Origin of the sequence: Moraxella bovis, assembly GCF_002014975.1 — a bacterium.
GTDB classification, from domain to species: Bacteria; Pseudomonadota; Gammaproteobacteria; order Pseudomonadales; family Moraxellaceae; genus Moraxella; species Moraxella bovis.
Genome location: NZ_MUXV01000030.1, coordinates 60,834 through 68,381 on the forward strand (window position 1 = coordinate 60,834; position 7,548 = coordinate 68,381).

Annotated in this window: 7 protein-coding genes; 2 read left to right on the top strand and 5 right to left on the bottom strand. The window is 45.5% G+C overall.

Going from position 1 to position 7,548, the window contains the following annotated elements; translation table 11 throughout:
• Positions 1-175: 175 nt before the first annotated feature.
• The gene (locus B0182_RS07565) at positions 176-2,554 is read right to left on the bottom strand and encodes a Lon protease family protein (RefSeq protein WP_078274336.1); all 2,379 of its coding nucleotides are present in this window, start codon (positions 2,552-2,554) and stop codon (positions 176-178) included.
• 88 nt (positions 2,555-2,642) lie between these two features.
• Here B0182_RS07565 and rsmG point away from each other — a divergent pair, with 88 nt between their 5' ends.
• Positions 2,643-3,299 carry a 16S rRNA (guanine(527)-N(7))-methyltransferase RsmG gene (gene rsmG, locus B0182_RS07570; RefSeq protein ID WP_078274337.1) on the top strand — a complete coding sequence of 219 codons (657 nt, stop codon included), beginning with the start codon at positions 2,643-2,645 and terminating at the stop codon, positions 3,297-3,299.
• Positions 3,300-3,367: 68 nt separating this feature from the next.
• Positions 3,368-4,120 (top strand): ParA family protein, encoded by a 753-nt coding sequence (locus tag B0182_RS07575; RefSeq protein ID WP_078274338.1) that lies wholly within the window; start codon positions 3,368-3,370, stop codon positions 4,118-4,120.
• Here B0182_RS07575 and B0182_RS07580 read toward each other — a convergent pair whose 3' ends face one another.
• The 4 genes from B0182_RS07580 to B0182_RS07595 form a co-directional block, all read right to left on the bottom strand.
• On the bottom strand, positions 4,121-4,582 hold the full coding sequence (locus B0182_RS07580; protein WP_078274339.1) for a threonine/serine exporter family protein: 462 nt from the start codon (positions 4,580-4,582) through the stop codon (positions 4,121-4,123).
• Positions 4,582-5,406, bottom strand: coding sequence for a threonine/serine exporter family protein (locus tag B0182_RS07585; RefSeq protein ID WP_078274340.1), 825 nt, complete (start codon positions 5,404-5,406; stop codon positions 4,582-4,584). The genes B0182_RS07580 and B0182_RS07585 overlap by 1 nt, the downstream gene beginning before the upstream one ends.
• A 133-nt stretch (positions 5,407-5,539) precedes the next feature.
• Positions 5,540-6,472, bottom strand: coding sequence for an electron transfer flavoprotein subunit alpha/FixB family protein (locus tag B0182_RS07590; protein ID WP_078274341.1), 933 nt, complete (start codon positions 6,470-6,472; stop codon positions 5,540-5,542).
• A gap of 140 nt (positions 6,473-6,612) precedes the next feature.
• Complete coding sequence (locus B0182_RS07595) at positions 6,613-7,362, bottom strand: electron transfer flavoprotein subunit beta/FixA family protein (protein WP_078274342.1); 750 nt, start codon at positions 7,360-7,362, stop codon at positions 6,613-6,615.
• Between the last annotated feature and the right edge of the window lie 186 nt (positions 7,363-7,548).

A 7,548-nucleotide genomic window follows, 5' to 3' on the forward strand; every position in this document is an offset into this window, starting at 1 on the left:
ATGGGTTTTGGGCGAATATAATTTACCCCTACACGTTCAAATTTTAGAATATATTTTTATTTTATAATTACAGCAAGATGCGTATTACTTACCAATAAGATTTTCTATTTAAAAGGTGCGTGGTACGCACCCTACCATACGACTTAGCACACGCCTTTAATCATATGCCAGTTTTTCATTTCTCTTTTTCATCATTTTCCCATTGTATAAGCCGTCTTACGATTTTGCCAAATAGCGTATCTTTTTTATAATCGCCTTTTTTATTTTTATCATGAATCGGCATATCGGTCAAAATAAACAACGCTTCATAAATGCTACTCACCGCATAAATATGAAACTCGCCACGCTCTACCGCCTCCACAACATTATTAGGGAGCATGAGCTGTCCGATGTTGGTTTTTGGGATAATCACGCCTTGCTCGCCGTTAAGCCCACGCTCAGCACAAGCGTCAAAAAAGCCAATGATTTTTTCGTTCACACCGCCAATCGCCTGAGCGTCCCCAAGCTGATTCATGGAGCCTGTGATTGCAAGTGATTGATTTATCGGCACGTTTGCAAGGGCGGACAATAGCACGGCACATTCGGCAAGGGTGGCACTGTCGCCGTCAATGTGGGCGTAACTTTGCTCAAAGGCAAGGCTTGCTGAGAAATTAAGCTCGGCAAATTGGCTAAATAATGAGCGTAAAAAGCTCGTCATGATAAGCATTCCCTTAGCGTGCAAACTTCCGCCAAGCTCCACGTCTCGCTCTATGTCTAGGATTTCGCCCGTGCCAAACTTAGGAGCGATGAGTGCGGTAAGCCGAGCAGGTAAGCCAAATTCGCTGTCGGCATAGGCAATCACGGTCAAGGCGTTGATTTGTCCGACTACCTTTCCTGTGGTATTGATAAGCTGTTGTCCGTTTTGAATCTCTTGCCAATATAATTCTTTTAAATAGCCTTTACGTTCTTTAATCTCATCTAAGGCATTTTGGACGTGGGTTTTGTTAACAGTTTTGGCAATATTTTTATCATTGTTTTTATTATCATTTTCATGAGAATTATTTAAATAAAACTGTCGTGCCGATTCTACCACAAGTTGTAATAATCTATCGCTATGCAAATCCAATTTGTCTTTATCATCAGCATAGACAGACAACTCGTCCAATATCGCCCCAAAGGCGGTATTGTCAAATGTGGGCAATGCTTGCTTTTTTATCATGTCAGCGATTTTATGAGTGATAAATAATTCGCTGTCGTGATTGCGTGGTAAGGTGTCATTAAAATCGGCTCGGATTTTAAATAGGTTATTAAATTCAGGTTCAAATTCTAATAATTCATAATATAAATCAGGCTCGCCCAATAATATCACTTTTACCGATAATGGCGTGCTGTCAGGCGATAAAGATACTGAGCCTGTTAGGGTTAGCATTTGTTCTAGGCTTGATATGCTTAGCAATTTTGATTGTAAGGCTCGCTTTAACCCTTGCCACGCATAGGGGTGCTCTAATAGCGATGACGCTTCTAATAATAAATATCCGCCATTGGCTTTGTGCAATGCCCCTGCCCGTATCATGCTTGCGTCCGTTAAAATCGTGCCAAGCTGAGTGATGTATTCAATATGTCCCAACAGATTGGGGTGGGTTGGCATATCTTCAAAGACAATGGGCGAACCGCTATTTGGCGTGTGGCTTACCGCCACATTGACATAATAGCGATTAGGGATATTTGCCGTTTTTACCATAAAGTCTTCATCATGCTCTACGATAAATAGGATATTTTCTATAATATCTTTTTGATAGTCGGTTAAGTATTGGCTGATTTTTTTATCATGTTTATTATCATATTTTTTTAAAATGGGATTAAATAATGGCGTGATGATTTTGATTAAAAGTGTTTCGTGAAGTTCGTCTATTTTTTGGTTCACTTCATCATCTAAATTGTCCAATTCTATATTTATTTTGGTGAGTTTTTTTTGTAGTTTATCAAGGGTGGTATTGTTAATGGGTTTTTTATCATCAATGGGGGTAAATACTGCTTTTTGGTCGGCAGAGTGCAATAAGGTCAAATTATGACTTTTGGCGGTGGCGTTTATTTCATCAAGCAAATTTCTTTCTTGTTTTTGGGCGGATTGCTTAATGGTGGTAATGCTGTTTTGGTAGCTGATGCTATTAAATTTGGCGATGATTTTTTTATACAGGTCATGCCAAAGTTTGTGCATGTCCTTGGCAAAAATCGCCCCTTGACCACTCGGCAGGGTAAGTGCTACGGGGTGGCGGGGTGCGTCAAAATTATGCACATAGACCAAGTCGGGCGGGGTCGGCTCGTGTTTGGCACGCTCGGCAAGCAGACGTGTGATGAGTGTGCGTTTACCAAGCCCGTTTTCACCCACGGCAAAGACGTGGTAGCCGTTTGCCTTGATGTCAAGGGCGGTCTGTATGGCATTGACGGCTCGGCGTTGCCCAAAGTCGTGCGGGGCGGGGCGTGCGTGCGTGCTATCGGGCGGTAGGGCGTGGGTGTCGGTATAGCGTTTTAGGGCGGTGTGGGGCAGGCGGTAGGGGGCGAATTGTTCGGTCATTGTTGTTATTAAAATATGAAAAAGGGATATTTTAACAGATTAAAACGTGATAAAATAGGGGGTTTGAAATTAACTTGACTTTATAAGAATGACTTATCATAAAATATCCGCCCATGCTGATGAATTTGCTCGTGAATTAGAGCGTGTCTCCGATAAGCTAAATTTAACATTTAGTGAAGTGCAAATAAAACAACTGCTTGGCTATTTGGATAATCTTTTGCTTTGGACAAAGGCGTATAATCTCACCGCCATTACCGCCCCAAAAGAGGCGTTTATTAAGCATATTTTGGACTGTTTGGCAATCGTGGCGGATTTGCCGCTTGCTGATAAATCAGGCATAAGCGTGCTTGACATTGGCACAGGGGCAGGTTTGCCGTCTGTGATTATCGCTATCATGCGTCCCGATTGGCACGTTACCGCCCTTGACAGCAATGGCAAAAAGGTGCGATTTATCCGTCAAATGGTGGGCGAGTTGGGGCTTGGTAACGTCAATCCTGTGGCAAGTCGTATTGAGGATTTTGACGGGGCGTTTGATCTCATTACGTCTCGGGCATTTGCCAGCCTTGATGATTTTGTCAATCTTGCCAAGCCCTATTTAAAGACGGACGGCGTGTTATATGCCATGAAAGGCAAAACACCAACAAGCGAGGATGTGGTAAATTTGAAAGATTGGCAAATTGAAGTCAAATCCATTTTTGTACCACAAATGAGCGATGAGCGGTGTGTGGTGTATTTAAAGCGTTAAAGTTATTTTAAAATTAAAATGTATGGGTAATTTACCCTAATTTAACAAATTGATGGTAAAGGTATTTTATGGAAATTATCGCAATCGCCAACCAAAAAGGCGGTGTCGCCAAAACCACAACGGCGGTTAATCTGGCAAGTGCGTTGGCACTTATCGGCAAAAAGCGTGTGCTACTCATTGACCTTGACGCACAAGGCAATGCCACAACCAGTCTGGGGCTTGACAAAAATGAGCTCGATTATACGGTGGCGGACGTGTTGCTTGACGATGTGCCACTGGTCAAAACCATTGTGGCAAGTCAGCACCTTGATGTGGTGGGGGCAAACCGTGATTTGGCAGGGATTGACGTGTCGCTTGCGGACGTGGCGGATGCACCGCTTTTATTAAAAAATGCCCTAAAAAACACCAAGCTAGACTATGACTATGTCATCATGGACTGCGCTCCAAGCCTGAGTATGCTGACCGTGAACGCCCTTGTCGCCACAGACGGCGTGATTATCCCCATGCAGTGCGAGTATTTTGCCCTAGAAGGCATTGCTGATTTGATAGATGCGATTGAAAAGCTGACCCAAATCAACCCCAAACTGCACATTCGTGGCGTGGTGCGGACGATGTATGACGGGCGAAGTACACTTGCCCAAGACGTGTCGGCGGAGCTTGAAAATTATTTTGGCGAAAAATTGTACAAAACGGTCATTCCAAGAAGTATCCGATTGGCAGAAGCCCCAAGTTTTGGCAAATCTATTTTTGAGTACGAAAAATCGTCCAAGGGGGCTATTGCTTATCATCAGCTCATGAATGAAGTGTTGGAACAGCCTTAACTACACAATCGGCTTTCTACGATAAAACAAAATCCCTGGAATCGACAGCCCTAACACCAATGCCGAGATAACAAAAATCGCTTCAAAAAAGTACGTCATCATCAGCACAAACAGCTCCATACTAAACCCAAAATACCCTATCTGCACCATACTCACCATTGCCTTATACGCCACGATACCCGGCATGAGAAAAATCACGCTCGGCACGATGAGTGCCTTTGGCAGTAGTCCATGTCGCTGAGCAAAATACACCCCCAAAAAGCTCGGCAACATCGCCCCAAAAAATGTCGCCACCGCCAGATGACTCCCCACCGCCAACAGCCCTGTTTTGGTGATATAACCCAATGCCGTCATGATAAGACATAGCCCGACATAACGTCTAGGTAGCGTAAACATCAAGCACCACCCCAGCGTAATCACGCAAGACAGCCCCACATTTGTCAGTAGCGTTAGCACAGTCATCACAGCCCCCAATGCGGTATGCGTAACAAAATCAAGGCAATGACAATCCCCACGCACGCCGACAACGTCAGCATGGTCGCAAACATCCACCGCCCTACCCCCATATTGATATACCCCTTTAAAATGTCCGATAAGGCGTTAATGATAGGAAAGCTCGGCACCAGTAACAGCACGCTAGACGCCACCGCCACATCGGCATTGACCCCAAGCTCTAAAAAGTACGCCACCGCCCCAAGTAAAGTCGCCACAAAAGCAGTGATGATGACCACCACAAAAGGGTTAAAATGATGAGCGGACAGATACATGCGAGTGCGTATGGCACAAAAACCCGCCACGAGCGTTATCAGCGAGATAGCCAAACCACCGCCGTTAAGATAAGCAAAACAAGCACAGGACATGCCCACAAAAAACGCCATGAGCGTGTTGGGATATGTGGTGCGGTCAATGTTATCCAGTCGCTTTTCGGTGTGGGTAACGGCGTGCTCGTCTCGTCCGCCTGCTTGTCTTTGGCGTTCGACATCTAGGACGATTTGCTGAATCTGCACCAAGATACTCACGTTAATCCCCTGATGAACGGTGTTGCGTACAGTTGTGATACAATGACCGTTATACAACGTAGTGAGCGTAATGGCATTAAAAGACAGTCCGCATTCCACGCCCCCAACCCCCAACGCCACGCCCAAGCGTTTGGTCAAATCCACCACAACCACCGACTCCGCCCCATACTGCATGAGCAACAACGCACAGCGAACGCACAGGCGAGTGATTCGCTGTTGCTCTTCGTGCGACAGATAGGGCAGTTTTTTGGGTGTCACATCAGACATGGCAGGGATAACGGCAAATGACTAAGAATAAGGCGGTTATTGTAATCTAAAATGGGCGAAAAATATAGTATGGACTTGCCTAATAAAAAACGCACTTGATGTCATCAAATGCGTTTTTGGTAAGCCCTGCCAATTATAATTTAGAAGTCAGCTCAGGCACTGCCACTTGATAATCCGCTTCTAAGAAGTAATCCGCCACGCTCGCAATCGGAGCTTCTGGGTCGGTGTTAATCGCCACAATGGTCTTAGAGTCTTTCATACCTGCTAGGTGCTGAATCGCCCCCGAGATACCCACAGCGATATACAAGTTTGGAGCCACGATTTTGCCCGTTTGACCCACTTGCAAATCATTGGGTACAAAGCCTGCATCCACCGCCGCACGGCTAGCACCCATGGCAGCACCGAGTTTGTCCGCCAGTGGCTCGATGTATTTGGTGAAGTTCTCACCACTTGCCAACGCACGTCCGCCTGATACCACGATATTGGCAGACGTTAGCTCTGGGCGGTCAGATTTGGCAAGCTCTTCGCCAACAAAGCTTGATTTGCCACTATCGCCACCCACGCTCACGCTCTCAACAGACGCGCTACCGCCTGTGGCAGGTGCCGAATCAAACGCTGTACCACGCACACTTAGCACGATTTTATCTTCTGCTGATTGTACGGTTGCTGTGGCGTTACCTGCATAGATAGGACGCTCAAAAGTCTTGGCATCAATCACTGCCGTGATGTCTGATACCATGCTCACATCAAGCAGAGCCGCCACACGGGGCAAAAAGTTCTTGCCTGTCGTGGTCGCAGGAGCGATGATGTGGCTATATGCACCAGCCAGCTCCACCACCAGTGGAGCGATGTTTTCGGCAAGGGCATTGGCAAAAGCAGGATTATCAGCAAGTAGCACTTTATTCACGCCTGCCACTTGGGCGACACTGTCGGCAACGGCTTGGGCGTTTGAACCTGCAACTAATACGTGAATGTCGCTGTCAATTTGACTGGCGGCGGTGATTGTGGCAAGGGTCGCCGATTTTAATTCTTGGTTGTCGTGTTCAGCATAAACTAATACGGTCATGGTTGTATCCTTAAATAATTTTGTGTAACTTTTATAAAGGTAATGCCAAAGCCATAAGTTCTAGTACGAAAAAAACGAGCGAAGTTGTACAAATAGTACACGGCGAGTTTGACGAAGTAATAGGACTTATGGGGAAGGCATTAAATTACTTTTGCTTCGTTTTTAAGCTTATCAATCAGCTCATCAACGCTACCTACTTTCACACCTGCACTGCGTTCGGCAGGGGCTTTGACTTTTAATGTGGTCAGTTTAGATGTCATGTCCACGCCAAAATCCGCAGGAGTTTTGGTATCTAGTGGCTTTTTCTTGGCAGCCATGATGTTAGGCAGTTTTGGAAAACGTGGTTCGTTAAGACGTAAGTCTGTGGTAACGACCGCAGGCAGTGGCAAATTCACGGTTTGCAAACCACCGTCAATCTCACGAGTTACTTTGACCGCACCACCTTCTACCACCACTTCGGACGCAAAAGTACCCTGACCGACACCCATAAGTGCCGCCAGCATTTGCCCTGTTTGGTTGTTGTCGTCATCAATGGCTTGCTTGCCGAGTAGGATAAGCTCCGCCCCCTCGGCTTCTGCCACGCCTTTTAGGATTTTGGCGACTTGTAGCGGATATGGTTTGGCGTCTGTCTCAACCAATACCCCACGGTCAGCACCTAATGCTAATGCCGAACGCAACTGCTCTTGCGATTGGCTGGTGCCGATAGATACAGCGATAATCTCGCTTGCCACGCCCGCCTCCTTTAAGCGAACCGCTTCTTCAATGGCGATTTCACAAAATGGGTTTACGCTCATCTTGGCGTTGGTCAAGTCTACGCCAGACTCATCTGCTTTAACACGCACTTTGACGTTGTGGTCAACAACACGCTTGACAGCAACTAATACTTTCATGGTTACTCCGTTTTTTGAGTTTTAAAAATTTAATAAAAATATATCACATTTATCAGCTTTATGCCATGCTAGATTGTCTAAAATTTACAAATTTTGGTCAAATACTTAACGTGAATGAGCAGTCATTTTTCTTTTTGGGGTGTTTGGATAATAGAAAATGGCATCCTTACCCCACTCTCAACTAAC